Below are 19,818 nucleotides of genomic sequence, written 5' to 3' on the forward strand. Positions count from 1 at the left end.
CTTTTATTTGGAATCCACAATTTTACATCAGTATACTCCATAAAGCGATATAATTCACCAAAATATTACTTTTCACTTTTGTCAACAAACGTAAATAGTCCCCAAGGCCTAATATTGCAAACACCATAGATAAGCCAAGCAATTTAGAAGTTAAAGGTGAATTTTCGATATCACATGTAAAAAAGCCGCCCCGACTAAATTTCAGTGGGAGATGTTATAGTCAGATAAGTCCTGATAATATAGTAGCCTTCGCATCTAGTTGCGTTCCATTTTAAAAAGATGTGAGAAAAGAAGATAACAAAAAACAGGTTAATTATGGTGGTATCTGACCATAATTGACCTGTTTCATGTAACGCTTTAGCGTCATTCAAGTTATACTTTTCAAGCATTACTATACGTACAAGCGAAATTAAGAAATCTTTGTAATGGTAATACATGGGTTGAGTCTGTTATTGGTTGAATAATAGATTCATTCGGCACTGGGTAGCCCCTAGTTATACACTCTTAGATATCTACACTTTTTTCTTTAAATCGTTCGATATCTATTACAATTTGCTCAATATGTTCGGGGTCTAACTCCTCTTTTAATGGCAATGATGAAATTTCTCTTATCATGTTAAATAATTCATTTTTAATATCTTTACGAAGATAGTCTCGCTCAAGACTGAGGAGATGATATAATTGTAAATGACAGTACAGATGATCTATTTATTGTAAACAAAAAAAGCGGTGATTGGACGAGTACAATAAAGAGTAAAGATGAAGCCCAATTCTTATCAGCCTACAAAATATTATACCTTAGCGGCAATAAGAGATGCAGTAGGCGGATCACCCAATGGTTTCTCTAAGCAAGCCAGAATAGATTTGCGGGATTATTACGATAGAGCAGTAACCTTTCACCATGGAAAACAACGTATGTGCCCAGACGGTATTACTCCATTACCAATTTGCCCTCCCCCCTATATTTTGTCCAGATGGAGTTACTCAATCGTCTTGTGCCAAAGCAGATACCAGATGCACATACTTTCTATAATCCAGCTTTAATAACTATTTAAATGAAAAGCGATTTAATAAAGCCGACCTTAGACTATGGAGGCAAGCATTATGTATTAGCCTGTTCCTATCAATATCAGAAAAAATTCCCACCAGCTCTACCTGGTGCATACGACTGCAAGAATCTACCGGGGGAATACCCTAACTAACGGAAAGCATAAAGTTTGTTTCAATGTTCAAACTGCAGTGGACAGCAAGTATAAACTAATCGTGGACTGCACGGTCAACGATCAAAAGCAGTTGTCTAATATGGCGTATAATACAAAGCAGGTTTTTCGTGATCAAAAAACTATAATTGTCGCCGATACAGGCTATTATAATTACCTTGAAATCATCGACGTTGTCGATGAAAGCACAGAACTCTTAATTAAGCCACAAAAGGGAAAGCAAAACAAAGTGGCAAGTGGATTTGATAAAGCGAACTTTAACTATGACTCCATAAACAATAGATATATTTGCCCGTTGGGTTATGAATTACCTTTCAAATGGAATGGAACACAAGATGGGAAAGAGTATAGGCGTTATACTTGTGGAGCCTTTGATTTTTGCGGACAAAAAGAGTCCTGTACTTCTACCAAAGGCGGAAGGGTAGGAACCAGGTTTAGGGACGAAGAAGTGATCGAACAGATTACCGAAAATACGCGTAGACAAAGTAATATTTATAAGCGTAAGCGTAAAACAGCCCCCACCTTGCACAAGTACAAAGGACGGGGACTAAGTGGTTTTCTTATTGAATACACGACAGGTCAGAGGCAAAGTCTGTGACCAGGGCAATAGCATATCTAAAGCTTTCGTGTCTTTTGGGTCTTCTAAATTGGGGAGTTTCTCAAATAGATAAGTCAGGTAGATCATTGGATTTAATCCATTCTCTTTAGCCGTTTCGATCATACTATAGATCATGGCACTTGCCTTTGCACCGCGAGGCGTATTGCTGAACATCCAGTTTTTTCGACCGATGACAAAGGGCTTAATCGAGCGTTCGCTTCGGTTGTTATCGATCTCTAAGCGACCGTCATTCATGAAAGTCTCGAGCTTCTCCCATTGGTTTTGGCAATAAATAATTGCCTCCCCGAGTTTACTCTTGGGTAAAACGCGAGATCGCTGTGTACGAAGCCATGCTGAAAAAGCATCCAGAATCGGGCGACTACGCGCCATTCGAATGGTTGTACGCTCTTCAGGTGTAGAATCCTTAATCTCTCGCTCAATAGCGAAGAGACGGTTGCAGAAATCTAAACCTTCACTGGCAGTTACAGGAGTGGATCGTTTAGGATCCGGTAATGCCTGCAGGGCCTCATCAAATTTGCGACGGGCGTGAGCCCAGCAACCGACTAAGGTCACATTCATTATCTTGTGGTATCCCGAGTAACCGTCAACATGCAGGTAACCTTTGAAACCCGTTAAAAACTTGCGCGGGTGTTCCCCTGCTCGTGTTGGCTGGTACTCATAGATAATGATTGGCGGACCTTCGCGCCCGGTACGATAAAGCCAAAGATAAGACTGGCTCTCTGCAGATCGACCTGGTTCTCGCAGCACCTGCAAGGTCGTCTCATCTGCATGTAGAATGTCCTTTTGAAGCAGATGCTCGTGCATGCGTTCAACCAGCAATCGCAACCAAGTATCTGCACCATGGATCATCCAATTGGCTAACGTCTGACGGGACAAGGCTACGCCAAGTCGTGCAAACTGCTGCTCCTGACGGTAAAGGGGCATGCTTTCTACATATTCTTGGCTCATGATGTAAGCCATCATCGAGGAAGAGACTAGGCTTCCCGGATAAACCGGACGTGGCATCGGTGCTGTAACCACAGGTGTCGTGGTCGCCTCGACCTCACAGCGACGGCAAGCATAAACGAAACGCACATGCTTCACGAGCTTAATTTCAGCAGGAATAAGCTTCAGTTCTTGGCGCGTTTCAGTGCTCATTTCATGCAAGTTTCCACCGCAGCATGAACAAGTTTGTTCTTCTTCGGACAAGCGGTACTCGATCGTCTCTACAGGTAAATTCTCAACCATGGCCTCTCGTTGTCCGCTTTGTTTCTTGCGGCTGTAGGTAACGGATTCCAACGTTGGTTCTTCTGCAGCGGGATTGGCATCCGACTCGGCTTCGTTAAAGAGATCCAATTGATCCGGATGCGTTCGTTCACTTGATGCACCGAATTGTTTCTTCTGGCTGAGACGGAATTGCTCCTCGAACCAAGCCAGCTTCGCAGACAGTTCGGCGTTTTGTTTGGCCAGTTTTATATTTTGTTGTTGTAACTCTTCTATTGTAGGGTGGGACGTATCCGTTGTGGTTTCCATATCTAACTTTTTCGACCTAGCTCACCGTTTTCCTTTCAACAATTTTGTCAAAATCTCGAACTTCCTGTTCCTTGAAGTTAGATCACGGTGCGTTCGGTAACGGAAGGATGCGCTTGCTGTTGCTCAAGTGAAAGTCCATCCAAAAGCCAGCGCAATTCACGGTAACCGACGACTAAAGGAGTTGTATTCGAAGAAGGCCAACGAAATGTACCGCGTTCCAGCCGACGGTAATAGAGCCAAAAGCCATTGTGATCCCAATGCAAAATTTTGAGTTTGTCTCGATTGCGATTACAGAATACGAAGAGGCTGGATGAGAAGGGATCCAACGCAAAGCCTTCTTTAACCAGCACGGTGAGTCCATCAATTGATTTGCGCAGATCTGTATTGCCGCAAGCGAGGTAAACACGTTCGATGCTCGAAGCATTTAGCATGAAGTTAATGTGCGTACAAGGTCACGAAGTAGATTGGCGTTAAAGTCTGCTGGAACCTCAATACTCGCAGAGCCAACTCGAACAACGAGGTTGCCTGTCCCGTCTATTTGTAGTTTGTTGCTGGGAAGAGCAACAGGCAGCCAATGCGTGGAAGAAGAGGATCTTGGACGTACGGAAATATTCATTTTTTTGAGCCAGTACTTCAATTGATGCATACTTTGCTCATGAGTTTTGCACCACGCTGCCATCGTAAGTCCACTGGATTTAAAGTCTGCTATTCTTGTTATCCAATCCTGAGTTCGTTGATTACTATCCATAAGATAGCCTCCTTCATTAAATCTGAAGTAGATTATCTCATAGAATAATCCATATTTTTAGGTGGGGAGTATTTTACGCTTACGGTTATAATATGATTATCCTTTACAAACTTTATATAGTCATTAATAACATCTTCAGTTTCTTCTTCTATATCATCTCTGGAAGGATCTAATAACGATCTAACTGCATTGTAGTAAGCTTTATCATCAATGGTACGATAATCAACATTTAATACCGTAACGTAGTATTGCCGTATCATATTAGACCATTTATCTAAATATTCTTTTGAGGTATATGCATCATTCTTGTATGCTATATAATATTCTTTATTATTGAGGTCTCCTAAAAACATTAAACTTCTTACATCATTTATATACGCCATATTGGGAAGATCATTTAATGTGTTCCAATCCTTCGCTATAGCTGGATCTGGATTTGTAGCCAACTGTCGCCCCCAAGGATTAAGCTTCACTTCTCCAGCTTCGGCTTTAGCAGTAAAAGCTGCGTCATTCACCTGCACAGCATGAGCTGGCTCGTCCCATACGACTGTAGCTTCCATCGCTTCACTTACAAAACGTAAAGGCACCATAGTACGTCCTTCTGTTAATACGGCTGATGTATCAAGAGTAATAGAAGCTCCATCTATAGTTACTTCTTTCGAATCTAGTGGCATAGTAATAACTTTTGATTTATACGTAATTGTAACGACTTTAGATGCTGCATCCCATTTAACCTCTCTATTTAGCCCCCTAGGAGACTTGGACAGTACACCCCTTAATCAAATATAATTATATTAGACGGAGGGGAACGTTATGAAGCGAGTACAGTATGATCTTAATTTTAAGATGGATATCATTCGAAAAGGGAAAGAGATTGGGAACTTTACAGCAGTAGCCAGACAGCACGAACTGGATCCCAAGATGGTCATGCGATGGGCAAAAGAATTAAATCGTAAGGATGTGGATAAGTTAGATGGTGCTAGCAAAAGACAAGCCCAGTTTATACCTACCCCTGATGATTATAAACAGTTAGAGCATGAGAATGAAAAGCTGAAGAAGCTACTAGCGGAACAAGCTCTGGAAAGAGAAATTCTCAAAGACCTACTAAAAAAAACGAACCCAAACTTGCGGATAAAATAGAGATTGCCCACAAATATATTGTCCAAGGGCATTGTATTACCTTAGTGCTCCGTGTGGTGGAAGTCGAACGCTCGACGTATTATGCACATGTGAATAAAGCGGAATTAAAACCTATCCACAGGGTCGGTCGCCCCGCACCTGGTTTATCTTATACAGCAGATGGCAAGCCCGTAAGTGATGAAGAGATCACAGAATGGCTGATGGAATTCATAGCGGGTGAGGGAGCAGCCTACGGCTACCGCAAGCTCACTGTGCTTCTTAGAAGACGCCACAAACTTGTGATTAACAAGAAGAAAGTCTATAGGCTATGTAAGTCTATGAACGTCCTACGTCCACAGCGTAAGTTAAAGAATAAGCATCCAAGAAGACTTGCTAACAACCGTTTAATCACCGGCTCCAATCAATTGTGGGAGACCGATATTAAGTACGGATGGATTGCTGGCGAGTACCGTTTCTTCTTCATAATGAGCATTATAGACGTGTTTGATCGTGCCATTATTTCGTATCATCTTGGCTTAACCTGTGAGGCTAAACATCTGGTTCAGATCACTCAGGAGGCCCTTATGAAGCGTCAATTATTCGGGAAACCACAGGAAGAGAAACCTTTTATACGCTCCGATAATGGTCCACAATTCATCAGCCACCTGTTTGAAGATGCATGCGAGAACTTTCAAATGATTCATGAGCGGATTCCGCCTAGAACGCCAAATAAAAATGCTCACATTGAATCATTTCATTCTATTTTGGAAGCGGAATGCTACCAACGCCATGAATTTGAAACGTATCCACAGGTCTATGAGATCGTTTCTCAATTCATAAAAGATTACAATCAACAACGGATCCATGGGAGTATTTATGACCTATCACCCTATGAATATATCGAAGCATTGAAGAAAAATCTCGTACAGCCTAAACATATTAAGGTGTAAACCGTGAAAAATGGAGCAAACAAGAGCAATATCTAGCAATTCTATGAGATCATTTCGTTAAGAGGTGTAGCGTCCAGCATAAGGGTGTTCAGCCGCTCTCCGCCTAGCTTCTCTGATACAAAACGCACAGGAACCATCGTTCTTCCATTGTCATCAATAAAGGGTTCCGTATCTGGGAATAAAACTTTAAGACCATTTACGATGACTGGAATCATCATCTGACCTTTTACGGGTGCTGGTAATTCAGTAGCCGCTAATGATGTTGTTGACGAAATCACTGCTAATACCACTGCTGTTGCGATTGTTTTCTTTAACATTGGTTCTGTTCACTTCCCCTCTGTAGTTGTTGTCATGTAAGAACTATTTATTCCCTCACTCCAACACCTCATATTTATATTGATCCGTCAAAAACATATTCTCTAGATTAACGTTAATAAACATATGCTCTTCTTGATAATTCCCAGCAGTAGTTATAAGCCTTACATCCGAATATCCGGTATACCATGTTTTTCTCTTAAATTCTATTTTATCTGATTTATCTGATACATGGTAAGAGTCTAATATGGACTGTGTCCGATCATCCGATTGAATAATCTCGAATTTAAAATGAGTTCTTATTATTGGTAACGAATTCTCCTGCCTCGTGAGATAAGGTTCTGGATCAGCATAACCTTTTATGACAACATGGTTATTTTTAATAAATTTAACATAATTAGTAATTGACAAATTTACATAGTATACTAGATTGTCAGAGTAATTAATGTCTAGAATTAGTGGTGTAATAGCGTCATAGAACGTTTTTTCATTTATTGTTCTATAATCTACATTTAGTACGGTTACATAATATTGACGTATCATATTAGACCATCTATCCAAACTTTCTCTAGAAGTAAAGATATTATTTCTATTGACATCGAAATATTTTTTATTATTTCTATCTGCTAAACCAACAGTTTCAACTATAGTTTCATAAGCCATACTTGGAAGATCAGCCAATGTGTTCCAATCCTTCACTATAGCTGGATCTGGATTAGTAGCCAACAGTCGCCCCCAAGGATCAAGATTCACTTCTCCGGATGCAACTTTAGCTGTAAATGCTGCGTCATTTACCTGCACAGCATGAGCCGGCTCGTCCCATACGACTGTAGCTTCCATCGCTTCGCTTACAAAACGTAAAGGCACCATAGTACGTCCTTCTGTTAATACGGCTGATGTATCAAGAGTAATAGAAGCTCCATCTATAGTTACTTCTTTCGAATCTAGTGGCATAGTAATAACTTTTGATTTATACGTAATTGTAACGACTTTAGATGCTGCATCCCATTTAACCTCTCCGCCTAACTTCTCTGATACGAAGCGCACAGGAACCATCGTTCTTCCATTGTCATCAATAAAGGGTTCCGTATCTGGGAATAAAACTTTAAGACCATTTACGATGACTGGAATCATCATCTGACCTTTTATAGGTGCTGGTAATTCAGTAGCCGCTAATAATGTTGTTGATGAAATCACTGCTAATACCACTGCTGTTGCTATTGTTTTCTTTAACAATGGCTCACTTCCCCTCTGTAGTTGTTGTCATTTATTGATTAACATATTTAATTTTCTCTCCATTTATTGTTACTTGAATAATTGATGGACGATCACTAATGAATGGAGGAAGGTCAGAATGTATTTTCGATAAATCAGCGATTGCAAACGAATTTTCGTCAAAATCAACTTCTTGCATTCTGGGCAATAAAAAAGAATAGGGATTTGTATTTTCTTTTCTTCTGGGAAGTAATAATTACCATTTTCGTCCAAACCAAACCCTACCCCTTCAACACCTGCTATAAAATCGTTCTCTTTAGAAAACGGATAAATCTTATTATTATACTGAAAAAATGGACTTTCTTTTATAGTGGCTGGTAAAATTAACGATTCCTTACATTCTCTCGAGTATTCTGATAATTGGGTTTCCCATGTTTCTCGATTAACATCAACTGATTTATTTGAGGGACCAATATCAGTAGCGGGTACTTGGGGTGTAAATCCAGACTCACTGCCAAAAACCATTGGCTCATAGTATCTTGTTACTTCATTATTAGGAAAACCAACAACTCCATGTAAAACACCAGTTCTCTTTGAGTGGATTGTTGCAAATAACAGTGAATTCTTGTACTTGTTATTATTTGTAACGAAGATAGGGTTGTCATTCCCCCTAAGAGATTACTGATAGTTTTGACCATCCCATTTAAAAATGTCTTTATTTAACGTAATATCTTTCCATTTGTTACTCTCACTATTCAGAATCCCTAGCTCCTTTTGATGCCCATTTTCATCGAGTGCAAGATAGGCTTGTCCAATAATATGGTCTTGTAGCTTCCCGTTAACAACTTCGAATATTTGGATATTACTATTCGAGTTAGCTCCAGTGAAGATTAGATCATGTAACGCAACAATAATTTCTTTAACCCCATCGCTATTTAAGTCTTCCAAGGCCATAGAGAAATCAAGCTCTTGGTTAGAACCTTCTACCTTTCGTATCTCATTGATTTCATCCTTATAAAAATCTTGGACAAGCTTTCTTTCACTTAAAAATTCTTTTGTCGAAAAATCAATCCATCTAGTTGATTCAGAAATAGAATCTATTATATTTTCAATCTGTTTAATTTTCCGTTCTTGATCTAGTTTAGTTACTATAAACACTTTTTTGAAGGTTTGCGTACTTTTATTATCCTGCTCTATGATCTCTACATTCATCGTTACAGTTGATTTATATTCATTTTCACCAATCTTCTGTGTCTCATCTACATTATCTAGAAGTGTAATTTTGATTCCTTTGTTGTAGCTTTCTTGAATATAGCTTTTCTCTGAATTATAGAGTTCGCTGCCTTCAACCAAGCTAGCACTAATAGAGTCAAAATCATTCTCATTTACTGCATTTGCCCATGAGAAGATATAAAAATCTATGAAACTCTCAATGAGATTGATATTAGTAGCCTCAACACTTGAAGGAGAAGGTGTGTTTGGTTCCTTAGTTACACTACTTTCTGGCTTTGATGAAACTAACGGAGTTCCCTTTTCGGTTAATTCTGAAACTTGTGAAATGTTCTCACCCTGGATTCCACTATTGTCACATGCACTTAATATAATCAAAATTGCCAATAAAACCATTTTCCACATTTATTTGTTCCTCCCACTTTATGATCAACCATAAATAATCCCCGTCTTATTAATAAGATAGGGACCATTCTGTTCTATTCGCTAGTCTCTATTTTTTTATTTTTACTACCTGCATATCTAAGCTTTCTATATTTCCTTTCAAATTATCTTGAAACTAGATAGTATTGTGTCTATTTGTTCAGCTAGTTTAAAGTATTCTTCAGAAAGTTCCTTTCCTTCAACTGTGCTGGCATCATATTGCTCATCAGACGGTCCTGTTTTCACGAGTATCATTCCATCCTTTATACCAAGTTTCTTGAATGGCCATCCATCCTCTTCGGTTTGCATGAGTTCATTCCAATCAGCTTCAGTACCGTAGATAGATATGGAGAAAAATTGCCCCATCGTGGCTTTATTCGTATTATGAAAAACTGTAATGCCTGTTTCATGCTCCTTTATGATATATTTTCCCTTCCACATTTCCGGAAATTGAATGGAGAATCCTAAAGCTTTATTGTGATAAACAGGAATATTTTCATTGCTAACCTCTAAAGAAATATTGTTTGCTTGCTTAGTAACTACTAATTCAGAAGATTTGCCATCTGAATATTGTGAAATAAATTTATATTGGAGCCCATCAATTAGATATTCGATTTTGTATGACTTATCATCCTCGGTAGAAACCCAAGTTTCCTCTTTTTTTGCCCTAATTTACTTTCTGCTTCCACAAAGCTCATTCCTGGAATTGCACCATTTATATTGATATTATTAATATCTACATCACTATTCACCATAATGTGCATGACTTTACTCGAACTCTCTTGGTTGCCGAATACAAAAGTTAGTCCTAAGGTTTGGTAAAAAAGAATCGGGAAAATTAAATGTGATTTTTCTATTGATGTTGTCCCTTCTTGGAATCCTTTACCTAAACTATTAATCGGATCTTGCTTTGACATATTAAAATAAGACGTAAAGTCATTAATTGATTTGTTTGGAGGGGTTACTGCAGGAGTAAGCGTATGGGTACCCTTTATATAATTCAGAAATTAAACATAAATATTTACTGGTTTTCAATCTTACTAATTTTCGCTATTCTGTCTTGATAATCTACTGTAAATACTTTATTCATCGTTTTTGTACTTTTCTGGTCATTTTCGGTAATCTGTACCTTCATTGTAACAGCTACCTCATATTCATTTTTATTAATCTTCCTCGTCTGATTTACACAATCTCGAAGTTTAAGTTTACTTCCTTTGGCATAGCTTTCTTGTACATAATTTTTTTCTATACTATATATCTCGCTTCCTTCAACAAAGCTATCGCCTATAATGCCAAAATCATTATCGTTTACAGCAACTGTCCAAGCATCGACATAAAAATCAATATAATTTTCAATATCAATAATGTTTAACTCTTCTGTAGTTAGCTCCTTAGGTGTATATTCCTTTAGTGATTTCGAGAATAGGATACTCCCATCAGGTAGTGACCAGCCTTTATTATTATGATGAATTTGCAGCTCTACTTTGATACTATCCTCGTTTAGAGTAAGTACTCCTTTACTAGTTTCCCCCGCCACATAACCATCACCTTCAAAATTAAATTCAAGTTTATTATCATGCAATTCACCCGAAAATTCGGTTTTTGCTATTTTACTTAAATGACTACTCGCATAACTCAAGCTACCCTTTATTAAATTCCCTTCGTACAAATCTATTGTAAGAAGAGATTGTCCTGCGTAATAATTTCCTGCTAAGTTTAATCGATCTTTTCCGTATGCGTTTGCGGAATCATCAGATACAGGTTGTCTAGCATATTGGTTCGTTAAATTATAAATTTGATCATTTGCATTTAGAATGAATTGTGTGCTTCCGTTAAGATTGTCAAGTAAGTAAGGCGGAAAATCCAACCACGGACTCTCCATAGTTTCAGCCATAAACGTATGCCAGCCTTCGTTAACCTCTACTTGGTTAAATACAAGTTCCGTAACTTTATCCTCTGTTTTATTTTTAAGAACCAAATACTTTATTTCACAATTATTACAATATAAATAAACAAATTGTTGATTAACTCCTGAGCTTTCAAATTTCTCATTAGCTTGTTTTATTTTATCATTATATTCTTTTGAGGCATTATCCCTATCACTCCACATATTTAATGTGTTAATATAATCAAAGGAATTAGACTCTCTATTCTGAGGCATCATCTTTCGTTTCGCTCCCCCTTCACTGGAAAATTTAATTTCCTTAAAGGGCAAAATGGAGCAGCCGTCTAGCACCTTTAAAGTACTTGCATCGACTTCCCACGGTTTCTGAGTACCACTCCAATCTACTATCATTTTATTAAACGTATCTACATTGAAATCTAAAGAGATCGATGTTGTTTGGTAACTCAGATTTGGATATACCAATTTCACGTCAGCCTTGTTATCAAAGAAAATAGGTAATGGATCATATGCTAAATCAGTAGTTGTATTATTATCAATATCGAAAAGCACTCCATATTTTCTGTTTAAATATAACTGTGATGATATAATACTGTTCATTACTAACTTATCCTTGTCATCTGTCCCTTTAACATTATATTTATCTCTTTCTTTAATTAAAGACTCCATGCATTGCTCTGCATTACCCTTAACTTCCGCATTTAATGAAGCCAGCGGTTGGACACTCATTGCAGGACTTGAAGCAGAAACTACAGCAGTGTTAGTACCATTAGATACCATTGCTTGTGTAGGTTTCTCTTCATTACCTCCGCTATTATCGCAAGCACTTAGAATTATAAAAAACGCTATTACAATAACTTTCCGCATGCTATTTCCTCTATTCATCTTTTAATTATCTACTGTTATAACACGGATTTGGGTTGCTTTCACTCCAAGTTTATGGGCTTCGTCCATTTTTCTTTCTTTTCCTACAGCAGGATCCATAACTATAACGTCCCCATTCCCATCGACTCTTGTAGCAACAACAAAATGAGTATTAGTCCCTGTCCCAAATCGAATAATAGGCTTTTTCCCTTCTTCTAATAATTTCCTCAGTTCAACTTCATTGAAAGCTATTGTTTGGCTGTGAACTCCATCTGGCAATTTTTGCAAATCAAACTGTGTATCCCCCGGATTTCGCTCTATCTTGCATATTAAAGCAAAATCCCCCGGACTTATCTTCATCCCCTCACTGTTGACTACAGCAGTAATAGAGGTTACATAACAAGCATAATGAGCGAAACTTTTTAAGAACGATATGTCGCTTTTATCATCACCTGTGTAAGTGGAGGCAATATCCCCTTGCTTTAGAAGAGGTACTTTACCTCCCTTGATGTCATTATCTATCTCTGTATTAATTGGCTTAGTTGCAGCATTATTGTCTAATTTACCAGAGTCAGGATTATAGCCAAGTAAATCTGTCAAATCAATGCCACCCATGTCCTTCATATATTTTGTAATTGGAGTCCCATTATCATCTACAGGTATTCCATTTACGTCCTCATCAAAATATTTTTTCCCACCAAATAATTGAATCAATCCCCCACTTCCTAGCAAATGTCCTGCCGCTAGCAACCCCGATGCAGTAACAGTTACTCCATCAATCTCAGTTCCGATGTAGGGTGAGAATTTTTTTACATACTCCCATACTTTTTTTTGAAAGTCCTTAATAGCTATTTCTTGGGCTTCAGGGTTATTTAGAAACGAATTTTTGTCTGTAACACCAAGTTTTTTTGCTTTGTCTGTCCATTTCCCAATATAATCATTTTTTTTGCTAGATATATCTTTTATATATAATCCCGCTTCTTCCAAAGCAGCTTCACCCATTTGGTATTTACCTAGATATCCAATTTGATTGACCACAGAATATGGATTTTTATTTCCTGATGACTCATGATTTGCAAGTAACTCTAAAAATTTGTCATAATTCCCCGTTGATTTAATCGTGTTAGTATTTTTTATATTTTGTACTCCCCCGACATTAGGCTGCATATCATATTTAGTGAAATCAACCCCATCAATAAATTTAGCATCAAGATGAAAATCCTTAACCAACTTATTCCGTGCTTCTGTAATCTTGCTCTCTTCTTTCGCTTTACCGCTTTTATCCCCTATAAAATGCAGTGCTTTTTGGGCATTCCCAATAATGGCATAAAGTGCTTCAATCTGCCCAATCTGGCCTTTAGCCCATTTCCCCATTCCATCCTTTAATGCGCTTGTCTCAATTAAATAACGCAATTGGTTATCTGCGGGAAGCTCAGAATGATCACTTTTCATCGGGTTGTAATGACAAGCCAACAAAGGGGAGCCTTTATAACGAGCAGAGAAATCATTACCTTCCTCATAATAAACACTCGCCACATTTAACTTTGCGAGCTTCTCTCTTACTTTAATTGCTTCCTGATGAGCTCTGTCCTTGTAGGGCCTGTTTCCAAACTTGGTATACATGGCATGTGCCGCTTGGCAGCGACCAATTTCATCCAAGGCTTTTATAATTTGTTCAATTTGACCCATTGCCCATTTCTGTTCACCTTCGGTTCCATTCGCCGTTAATTTCAACAAATATTTAACCTGATTATCTTCCTTCAACGTTCCTAAACGAGCTTCAAAAGTGCTCTCTTTTATTTTCACTTTAAACGATTTTGCTACAGCAACCAGCAGGGTCGGTATAGGCGCTAAAATAAGCCATATGGGATTCGTATCTGTGAGAGTCGTTGCGATATTATGTAATCCCGAAGCGATTTTTTTCTCCACTGCACCTAGCTTTGCCCCTGCTCCATGCACTAATTTATCCCAAAAGTTCTCTTTTACAGATACTTTCGTTAATGCGGTAACAGCAGCCTTATTCTTTAGCTCTGCTTCCTGTAATTGTCCGATTGCAAATTTAATAAAACCAGCCATGTCTTCCGCGCGGGTCGTTAATTGACTAATCAGTGCTTGCGCAGCTGAGGTTTGTCCCGAGATTTGAGCTAATAATTGACCATCTAGCTGATTTACAAATCCGTTTATTCCATTACGCAGATAATTGGCATCATCGGTTATGGCCGTTAAGCCATCGAATAACCTTTGCATCGAGTCATCTTGGAATACAGCTTTGTTTGGCATAATAACCTCCTATAATTGTGACAAAGCTATATTTATTCTATTAGAACTTCTTTTTATAATCTTTAAAGAATTGTAAATTCAGCTGTGAATTACGGCCATCATTATAAATATAAGGAAAGTAATATCCCTCGACGAGGGTAGTTTGTTTATCAAAATGTTGGTCAAGATCAAATGAGTTTTTAACAAAATCAAAAAAGTGATTCAAATAGACCACTGAAGCATCCAACGTCTGCTTTTCCAAATTAGAGTTACCTTGAGGGTCCAAATTAGCAATTCTTTTTATCTCTATATAATCCTTATTTAATTGGTTAATTACTTCTTTAGTTTTTTGAGATTGCGGCTTTTTCAGCTGTTTCAGCTGTTCTGTAAGTTGATCAATTTGTTTATTTTTTTCCGCTAATTGCTTTTTCAAGCTTTCTAATACAGGATCAGCAGCACTTGATGACTGAGTAGGCTTAGCAGTGGTGGAGCTCTTGAACGCTGTAAACAATTTCGTATGGCTATGAATGAAGGAATAAGAGAAGAACCCAATTAAACCTATTACGATTATTAGTGAGGCGAATACGGTTACTTTTTTCATTTTTCTTGAAGTAATTAGCCTACCTATTGTTTGAAAGAAAGCACTATTTGTTTTTTGTTTTTTATTGTTCTTCCTGCTAGTTTCCAATAAATTTATGGCGATCTCTATCTCTTTAGCAAGACTTGTATGTAGATTCCGCGATTGAATAGAGCGATATATTCGGATTGCTTCCTTATAGTCTCCAATTAACTCGTACTCCTTGGCCTGTTTAAAGAGATCTTCATCCATACTTCCTTTTCCTTTTTTGGAATTCCCTACGGAGTTCGTTTCTGTTATTACAGGAGCATTTAACGATTCTTCCATGCCAGGCTGTTTAATCTTTGAAATGGCAATTAACCATTCACCGAAGGTTGGACATTGTGTTAGTCCTTCACTTTCCCAAGCGCTAGCAAAGAGAGTAACAACTGTATCTCCCCATATGGGACGAATTGCATTAATTAATTGATGGTATCGTTCACAATTACTCTTGACTTCATTAGGAGCAAAGAAGCTTTCACCAAATGCATGATCAACAAAAGTATCTGTACAAGACCCTAACATCTCCATTAACAGGACAGCCCCCGAGAAACGATCAGAAAAAGCACTCCACATTTCATTAGATGGCATTCCATTATGCGCAGCATATCCCGGAGAACCTGCTGGCACATAATCCGGCCGCTCAAATTGCGTTGAATAAATTTGCTCCAAATCAATTAATTGGACATAATCCTCCGACTTCACATTACTTATATCCTCACTTAGCATCGGCAGAATAAGGTTTGGTGCTGAAAGGTCACAATGCGCCAGTCCACGCTGCTCCATTGCAGCTAAGATTTCAGCTAATGCAAATGCTGCTTTGTAGCTTTGCTTTTTACTAAGCCGGACCTTATTCAATATAATATCCATCCAAGTTGGGCCATCAATCCAAGGCATGACAACGGCATATAGAAGATCTGGCTCCTTCATTAGCAACTCAGCCGTGTTCTGTGGCGTCACTACAAAACGTTGACATGCAGCAAGCCCTACGACATCTCTAAATTTTGCAAGCTGCTTAGCATGATAAACCATCGAAGGATTTACAAATTTAGCACGAAATACTTTGATAGCCTTTTTCCTTGTTTTATGCTCAGAGTTCATTAAATAAACCGTTCCTTGACGGCCTTCTTGACCATACGGCACACCTCTTGCATTGGGATGCTCGCCAATCGTATAAGTCTCCCCATCAATTACGAGCTTTTCATTAACTGAAGGCTGAAAACCCATATCTTCTTATCTCCTTATTAAAGCCATATCCCAACAAGCATTAAAAAAAGACATGTCATCGCTTGAAGGGTTCTGTGCTGTTATATTCAATGTATGCTTAATTTCTTCTAAGGTCGGTATTTGCAGAGAATCCAATTGATCCAATCCATCCGAGTATAGGAGGAGACGACCTTTTGTACCAAAGCTTAATAAATCATTACAATACACATGGGGTGAGCTGCCTACCGGACCTGATCTACTGTTCCATCTATGCGAGGTGTGGAATTGATCGCCTAATCTTTCCGTTGACTCTTCATCACTACTCCATAATCGAATACGAATATCGCCTTGCCATATTATTAGAATTCTGCCATTCGGATATAAGGCGCTAGGAAGATCCACACGAGCAGCCCCATATACGGAGTCACTGCCATGCTCCTTCTTAGCTGCAAGCACCTCTCGCAGAATACCTTGAATATGAGATGGCAGTTCATGCTTATCCAGAAGCTCGGTTGCCTCACAAGTAATATCTCGCAAGTATTTATCTATATCGGCTTGTATGGATAAGCTATCTAACTCTGCATGATCATAGGCAAGTAACCACTTCAACAGCTGATCTCCTAAAAACTTTGCCGCAATATCACCATAGTAGGAAAGGCTAACTCCATCACACACTGTAATAAGCATACAATTCTCAGCTGCCAGAAAAGTTAGATAGTCCTGTCCTGGGTCATTTACTTCTCTTGACTCCAACGATCGGTAATACGCATATTGATACTGCCAAATCGAATTAGATATAGCATGGACTTCCGTCTCTGACTCTTGGGGTAGTCTAATGATCGGTTTCATGATTTAATGAATCGGAGTCGCGGCAGACATTTGAAAGCCAAGCGAAACCAAATCAGGATTTGTGCCTGGAAACATAAGTAAGGCGCCTTGTGTAAGGCTATAGTTAGATTCAATCATCATCTCACGGTAGCTTTCTGGAATTACAGAAGACATTTTTTTAAGCTTATATCCATAATCATCTTGGAAATTTGAATTCTCCATAATGCCTGGCCAACGTTTGGGCTGCTCAATCTCTTTCTCTAGCAGATCATCTGAAATAAAAATATTCTCAATTAGAATGTGGCCATCCTTTACAGACATGTCCATAATTCTACGCGCGATTGGTTCCGGGTCGTCTCCTGTATAAATACCATCTGTCATATGACAAACAAGCGGAGCTGGGCAATCCTGTATAAGCGGCAGCTCTTGTTGCAATAATTTCTCTGCATACAGAAATGCTTGAGCCGTGTTAGTAAATCTCTGAGTCGATAGCTCAGGTATACCTCCGATAGCCATAAGCTCATCTATTTTTTTGATCCCTCCCAGCAAATCATGAACCTCATCACTATAGGCGATAAGCGCAACACGATATCTGGGTGAAATTCTACTCCCTTTAGTTGAGCGGAATACCATTTGGGTCAATGCAACATTCAATGCGTCCATTACAATATCCAAACGACGTTTTTCACCTTTTAATAATCCCATTGAACCGCTTATATCAAGCAAATAGATGATAAGTGCCGGGTTCCCTTGCGTCGCTTGAGTCCTATATTCCATGCTGTATCCATCCTTTTATCAACACTTTATTTTTTCTTAAAAAAAGACTTAACGGTTGCTTCCTCTTGGATACCCGTTATTGGTTTCCAGCCAAGTAGCGGGGATTGTTGTTCGGCCGAAGAATAAGAAATATGCCGCGAAATTTGCATATACCCGCCACTAACAATCGAGAAGTCCTTTAAGCATTTGGATAAAGGGATGTTCATCCATTTTAATTCAGAATCAGCGGCTTGAATTTCAAAATACACCTGACCTTGTTCACTTTCTTGATCTAAATGGAATAATGAAATAAGCTGTGGTAAATATTCCTTGATCGAAATATTGTCCTGCAGCCCAACATCCAACCATTTACTGCTATCTGTTTGTTCAAAAATGGTCAATTCAACTATCAGTTTAAACACTCCTTTAAAAATACCTTTTATCATAAATTCTTGTTCTAGTTTTCTATGTATAACAATTTCTTTATATAATTTTAAAAATGGCTATGCATAAATTGCATAGCCATTTTTAAGATTATTAACTAAAATCCTGTTGTTGCTGTTGTTTTACCAAGAGCTTTGCTTATTGCCTCATCAGCTTTTAGGTAGATATCAGAGGAATCATGTAGAAACTTGGCATATTCACCTAACATTAGATGAAGTGGATCCATTGCAGATGTTTTCAAACGCCCGAATTCCTCTGCATAATTTTTCTGTGCCGTGCTATCCCAAGCCTCATTGAGTGATTTAATCAAGTCATTTGCATTTCTTATTAAAGTTTCAAATTCCGTTTGAAAACCATACATTTTCTGACTTTTTCCTTCTAATTCTCCATATGATACTTTAATATCTGTTGCCATTTAAACCATTCCCTTCAAATTAAATTCTATTATTTAAACTCTTTCCGTTTCAGGGAAAAAGAAGAAATCCATCTCATATTATTTCACAATTTTATTTCCAGCTGCTACTTTCGCTGATGCTTCTCGTTCAGCGGCTTGTCTTCTTGCAGAAGCTTCTCTTTCTGCAGCTTCTCTTCTAAGCTGGGCCTGCCTTGCTTCTTCGATACGAATTTCCTCCGCCTGCAAAGTAACTGCGATTGAATTCACACTGCTCTGAAGCGATTCGAGCATGGATTTGAACTTACCCATATCTTTAATCCAGTTTTCGCACTTTTGTTGGAAATCTAATTGGCCAAATTCATTCCAGTAGCTTGAAATATTAGCCGTTTTTAGAGTCATTTCAGTTACAAGATCATTAGAGCTTGTAATAAGTGGATTAATCTTTGGCACAGTTCCAAAAACATAGGAGGATTGCATATTATCATTCCTTACCTGTTATAAATTGAGTGGTTTGTGTCATCATCATATTAAATTCAATCGGGACAAGAGAATATATGAGGGGCTCATTATCAGGAATCATATTAAAGCTTACTCGCAACAATTTGTTGTCGGCTATGATGAAGCTTGATTCTCTAACATCGTCTATTAAATCATTAAGAATTGTAAAAGAATTTAGAGTGCAATAATGGGTTAGATTATTAACCGAATCTACCTTTTCTTGCTTAAATTCAAATTCATAGGCCGCTTGTAGGCCATTTCTCTCAACAATCATCATTTGCAAGTCATGTAATGCCCAAATACGTTTAAAACTATAAGCTTCTGTTTGGTCTTGAGTTAATTCAACTAGTTCGCTCTCACGAAAGAAGTATTGATAAGACTTTATCACTCCGTTTATTCGAACTGTCTGATTAATTACTCTACTACAAAAGGCTATGATAGAAAGCTCTTCAAAAATATCACTAGCAATTTCAAGAGTTCCGTCGAAATTAACTTGTATTAATAGTTTCTTTTCCAGTTTTCGCTGGACATCGGCCAATTCAACCTTAAGTTCGGCTGTAGATAAGGAGGAATAATCGATTTCTATTCCTGGTAGAACTCTCCCCCCAATTATTGCGATTAAATAGCTGAGCTCACCTGATGAAATGGATATAGAACCTTTTGTTGTAAGCACCAAAAAACTCCCTCCCTGCCACCTAT

Annotated in this window: 22 protein-coding genes; 3 read left to right on the top strand and 19 right to left on the bottom strand. The window is 38.2% G+C overall.

Annotated features, from left to right (window positions below; genetic code table 11):
- Positions 1-1,302: 1,302 nt before the first annotated feature.
- Entirely contained in the window at positions 1,303-1,818 is a 516-nt protein-coding gene (locus tag EHS13_RS30115; RefSeq protein WP_155703917.1) for a transposase, read from the top strand.
- Here the strand turns inward: EHS13_RS30115 and tnpC are convergent.
- The 4 genes from tnpC to EHS13_RS30135 all read right to left on the bottom strand — a co-directional run bounded on the left by tnpC (position 1,768) and on the right by EHS13_RS30135 (position 4,866).
- Positions 1,768-3,351, bottom strand: coding sequence for an IS66 family transposase (gene tnpC / locus EHS13_RS30120; protein WP_155703918.1), 1,584 nt, complete (start codon positions 3,349-3,351; stop codon positions 1,768-1,770). The two genes, EHS13_RS30115 and tnpC, sit on opposite strands and share 51 nt — an antisense overlap.
- 77 nt (positions 3,352-3,428) lie before the next feature.
- A complete protein-coding gene (gene tnpB / locus EHS13_RS30125) occupies positions 3,429-3,782 on the bottom strand; it encodes an IS66 family insertion sequence element accessory protein TnpB (RefSeq protein WP_155703919.1) in 354 nt (117 codons plus the stop codon).
- Entirely contained in the window at positions 3,776-4,099 is a 324-nt protein-coding gene (gene tnpA, locus EHS13_RS30130) for an IS66 family insertion sequence element accessory protein TnpA (protein WP_155702776.1), read from the bottom strand. Before tnpA ends, tnpB begins: the two co-directional genes overlap by 7 nt.
- Before the next feature lie 32 nt (positions 4,100-4,131).
- Positions 4,132-4,866 (bottom strand): copper amine oxidase N-terminal domain-containing protein, encoded by a 735-nt coding sequence (locus EHS13_RS30135; protein ID WP_155703920.1) that lies wholly within the window; start codon positions 4,864-4,866, stop codon positions 4,132-4,134.
- Positions 4,867-4,912: 46 nt separating this feature from the next.
- On the opposite strand from EHS13_RS30135, the gene EHS13_RS30140 reads away from it, so the two are divergent.
- Together EHS13_RS30140 and EHS13_RS30145 are read left to right on the top strand one after the other, a co-directional pair.
- Positions 4,913-5,239, top strand: a complete 327-nt coding sequence (locus EHS13_RS30140) for a transposase (protein ID WP_155700896.1) — start codon at positions 4,913-4,915, stop codon at positions 5,237-5,239.
- A 35-nt stretch (positions 5,240-5,274) separates the two neighbouring features.
- A complete protein-coding gene (locus EHS13_RS30145) occupies positions 5,275-6,168 on the top strand; it encodes an IS3 family transposase (protein WP_227014073.1) in 894 nt (297 codons plus the stop codon).
- A gap of 41 nt (positions 6,169-6,209) precedes the next feature.
- Here EHS13_RS30145 and EHS13_RS30150 read toward each other — a convergent pair whose 3' ends face one another.
- From EHS13_RS30150 to EHS13_RS30220, 15 genes are all read right to left on the bottom strand, one after another.
- The gene (locus tag EHS13_RS30150) at positions 6,210-6,485 is read right to left on the bottom strand and encodes a stalk domain-containing protein (protein ID WP_155703921.1); all 276 of its coding nucleotides are present in this window, start codon (positions 6,483-6,485) and stop codon (positions 6,210-6,212) included.
- A 55-nt stretch (positions 6,486-6,540) separates the two neighbouring features.
- Positions 6,541-7,719 (bottom strand): copper amine oxidase N-terminal domain-containing protein, encoded by a 1,179-nt coding sequence (locus EHS13_RS30155; RefSeq protein ID WP_155703922.1) that lies wholly within the window; start codon positions 7,717-7,719, stop codon positions 6,541-6,543.
- 69 nt (positions 7,720-7,788) lie between these two features.
- Positions 7,789-8,223 carry a hypothetical protein gene (locus EHS13_RS30160; RefSeq protein ID WP_155703923.1) on the bottom strand — a complete coding sequence of 145 codons (435 nt, stop codon included), beginning with the start codon at positions 8,221-8,223 and terminating at the stop codon, positions 7,789-7,791.
- Between the two features lie 153 nt (positions 8,224-8,376).
- Positions 8,377-9,333: a TcaA NTF2-like domain-containing protein gene (locus tag EHS13_RS30165; protein WP_155703924.1), complete on the bottom strand. Its 957-nt coding sequence runs from the start codon at positions 9,331-9,333 to the stop codon at positions 8,377-8,379.
- A gap of 138 nt (positions 9,334-9,471) precedes the next feature.
- The gene (locus EHS13_RS30170) at positions 9,472-9,792 is read right to left on the bottom strand and encodes a hypothetical protein (protein WP_155703925.1); all 321 of its coding nucleotides are present in this window, start codon (positions 9,790-9,792) and stop codon (positions 9,472-9,474) included.
- 161 nt (positions 9,793-9,953) lie between these two features.
- Positions 9,954-10,268, bottom strand: coding sequence for a hypothetical protein (locus EHS13_RS30175; protein WP_155703926.1), 315 nt, complete (start codon positions 10,266-10,268; stop codon positions 9,954-9,956).
- Between the two features lie 104 nt (positions 10,269-10,372).
- Positions 10,373-12,121: a TcaA NTF2-like domain-containing protein gene (locus EHS13_RS30180; protein ID WP_155703927.1), complete on the bottom strand. Its 1,749-nt coding sequence runs from the start codon at positions 12,119-12,121 to the stop codon at positions 10,373-10,375.
- A 21-nt stretch (positions 12,122-12,142) separates the two neighbouring features.
- Complete coding sequence (locus EHS13_RS30185) at positions 12,143-14,398, bottom strand: cysteine peptidase family C39 domain-containing protein (protein ID WP_155703928.1); 2,256 nt, start codon at positions 14,396-14,398, stop codon at positions 12,143-12,145.
- 40 nt (positions 14,399-14,438) lie between these two features.
- Positions 14,439-16,220 (bottom strand): serine/threonine-protein kinase, encoded by a 1,782-nt coding sequence (locus tag EHS13_RS30190; protein ID WP_155703929.1) that lies wholly within the window; start codon positions 16,218-16,220, stop codon positions 14,439-14,441.
- A gap of 6 nt (positions 16,221-16,226) precedes the next feature.
- Positions 16,227-17,048 carry a hypothetical protein gene (locus EHS13_RS30195; RefSeq protein ID WP_155703930.1) on the bottom strand — a complete coding sequence of 274 codons (822 nt, stop codon included), beginning with the start codon at positions 17,046-17,048 and terminating at the stop codon, positions 16,227-16,229.
- Positions 17,049-17,051: 3 nt separating this feature from the next.
- Complete coding sequence (locus tag EHS13_RS30200; RefSeq protein ID WP_155703931.1) at positions 17,052-17,804, bottom strand: vWA domain-containing protein; 753 nt, start codon at positions 17,802-17,804, stop codon at positions 17,052-17,054.
- 26 nt (positions 17,805-17,830) lie between these two features.
- Entirely contained in the window at positions 17,831-18,205 is a 375-nt protein-coding gene (locus EHS13_RS30205) for a hypothetical protein (RefSeq protein ID WP_155703932.1), read from the bottom strand.
- A 119-nt stretch (positions 18,206-18,324) separates the two neighbouring features.
- Complete coding sequence (locus tag EHS13_RS30210) at positions 18,325-18,642, bottom strand: WXG100 family type VII secretion target (RefSeq protein ID WP_155703933.1); 318 nt, start codon at positions 18,640-18,642, stop codon at positions 18,325-18,327.
- Between the two features lie 78 nt (positions 18,643-18,720).
- Positions 18,721-19,071, bottom strand: coding sequence for a hypothetical protein (locus EHS13_RS30215; RefSeq protein ID WP_155703934.1), 351 nt, complete (start codon positions 19,069-19,071; stop codon positions 18,721-18,723).
- A 31-nt stretch (positions 19,072-19,102) separates the two neighbouring features.
- On the bottom strand, positions 19,103-19,795 hold the full coding sequence (locus EHS13_RS30220; protein WP_155703935.1) for a hypothetical protein: 693 nt from the start codon (positions 19,793-19,795) through the stop codon (positions 19,103-19,105).
- Between the last annotated feature and the right edge of the window lie 23 nt (positions 19,796-19,818).

It is taken from the genome of Paenibacillus psychroresistens (assembly GCF_009728935.1).
GTDB classification, from domain to species: domain Bacteria; phylum Bacillota; class Bacilli; order Paenibacillales; family NBRC-103111; genus Paenibacillus_AC; species Paenibacillus_AC psychroresistens.

Excerpts from the sequence above, each read along its gene's own strand:
- EHS13_RS30115 (WP_155703917.1), top strand. The coding sequence starts at position 1,303 with ATGGCGTATAATACAAAGCAGGTTTTTCGTGATCAAAAAACTATAATT.
- tnpC (WP_155703918.1), bottom strand. The coding sequence starts at position 3,351 with ATGGAAACCACAACGGATACGTCCCACCCTACAATAGAAGAGTTACAA.
- tnpB (WP_155703919.1), bottom strand. The coding sequence starts at position 3,782 with ATGCTAAATGCTTCGAGCATCGAACGTGTTTACCTCGCTTGCGGCAAT.
- tnpA (WP_155702776.1), bottom strand. The coding sequence starts at position 4,099 with ATGGATAGTAATCAACGAACTCAGGATTGGATAACAAGAATAGCAGAC.
- EHS13_RS30140 (WP_155700896.1), top strand. The coding sequence starts at position 4,913 with ATGAAGCGAGTACAGTATGATCTTAATTTTAAGATGGATATCATTCGA.
- EHS13_RS30150 (WP_155703921.1), bottom strand. The coding sequence starts at position 6,485 with ATGTTAAAGAAAACAATCGCAACAGCAGTGGTATTAGCAGTGATTTCG.
- EHS13_RS30160 (WP_155703923.1), bottom strand. The coding sequence starts at position 8,223 with ATGGTTTTTGGCAGTGAGTCTGGATTTACACCCCAAGTACCCGCTACT.
- EHS13_RS30165 (WP_155703924.1), bottom strand. The coding sequence starts at position 9,333 with ATGTGGAAAATGGTTTTATTGGCAATTTTGATTATATTAAGTGCATGT.
- EHS13_RS30170 (WP_155703925.1), bottom strand. The coding sequence starts at position 9,792 with ATGTGGAAGGGAAAATATATCATAAAGGAGCATGAAACAGGCATTACA.
- EHS13_RS30175 (WP_155703926.1), bottom strand. The coding sequence starts at position 10,268 with ATGTCAAAGCAAGATCCGATTAATAGTTTAGGTAAAGGATTCCAAGAA.
- EHS13_RS30180 (WP_155703927.1), bottom strand. The coding sequence starts at position 12,121 with ATGCGGAAAGTTATTGTAATAGCGTTTTTTATAATTCTAAGTGCTTGC.
- EHS13_RS30185 (WP_155703928.1), bottom strand. The coding sequence starts at position 14,398 with ATGCCAAACAAAGCTGTATTCCAAGATGACTCGATGCAAAGGTTATTC.
- EHS13_RS30190 (WP_155703929.1), bottom strand. The coding sequence starts at position 16,220 with ATGGGTTTTCAGCCTTCAGTTAATGAAAAGCTCGTAATTGATGGGGAG.
- EHS13_RS30195 (WP_155703930.1), bottom strand. The coding sequence starts at position 17,048 with ATGAAACCGATCATTAGACTACCCCAAGAGTCAGAGACGGAAGTCCAT.
- EHS13_RS30200 (WP_155703931.1), bottom strand. The coding sequence starts at position 17,804 with ATGGAATATAGGACTCAAGCGACGCAAGGGAACCCGGCACTTATCATC.
- EHS13_RS30210 (WP_155703933.1), bottom strand. The coding sequence starts at position 18,642 with ATGGCAACAGATATTAAAGTATCATATGGAGAATTAGAAGGAAAAAGT.